Origin of the sequence: Limosilactobacillus reuteri subsp. porcinus, from assembly GCF_036621895.1 — a bacterium.
Taxonomy (GTDB): Bacteria; Bacillota; Bacilli; order Lactobacillales; family Lactobacillaceae; genus Limosilactobacillus; species Limosilactobacillus reuteri_J.
In genome coordinates, this window is record NZ_LN887436.1 from 1 (window position 1) to 435 (window position 435).

At 39.3% G+C, this 435-nt stretch carries 1 protein-coding gene; it reads left to right on the forward strand.

Annotated features, from left to right (window positions below):
• Nucleotides 1-104: 104 nt before the first annotated feature.
• Nucleotides 105-435, forward strand: a 331-nt coding sequence (locus tag AACL61_RS07010; RefSeq protein ID WP_339111172.1) for a helix-turn-helix domain-containing protein, incomplete at its 3' end; no start/stop codon positions are given.

The window sequence follows — 435 nt, forward strand, 5'->3', positions numbered from 1 at the left end:
AATGAAGTTAGCCACCCAGTTGGTGGTAAATAAAAAACGCCACTCGGCGTGACATCAGGTATCATATTAAGTGAACCAAACCTATATGAAAGGATGTCCGTCAAATGACGCACTTAAATGATACCATGTCTACTAGTTTATTGACTACTCATAAAAAGAATGCTCATCTTACTAAAGAAGAACGTGTGATGATTGCGACTTTAAAGTCGCAAGGACTTTCCAATCGCGCAATTGGTCGCCAATTAGGAGTTAATCATCAAACAATTAATAACGAGCTCAACCGTGGTACGGTCCGCCAACTTCGTCGTCAAAAATCTAATGGTAAGATTTACGAATATTCTTACTACATCTATAGTTATGAAGCTGGTCAGGCCACATATCTTGAACATCACCGCCATTCTGGTCGTCGTCGCTTATATTATTCTTCAAAGCAAT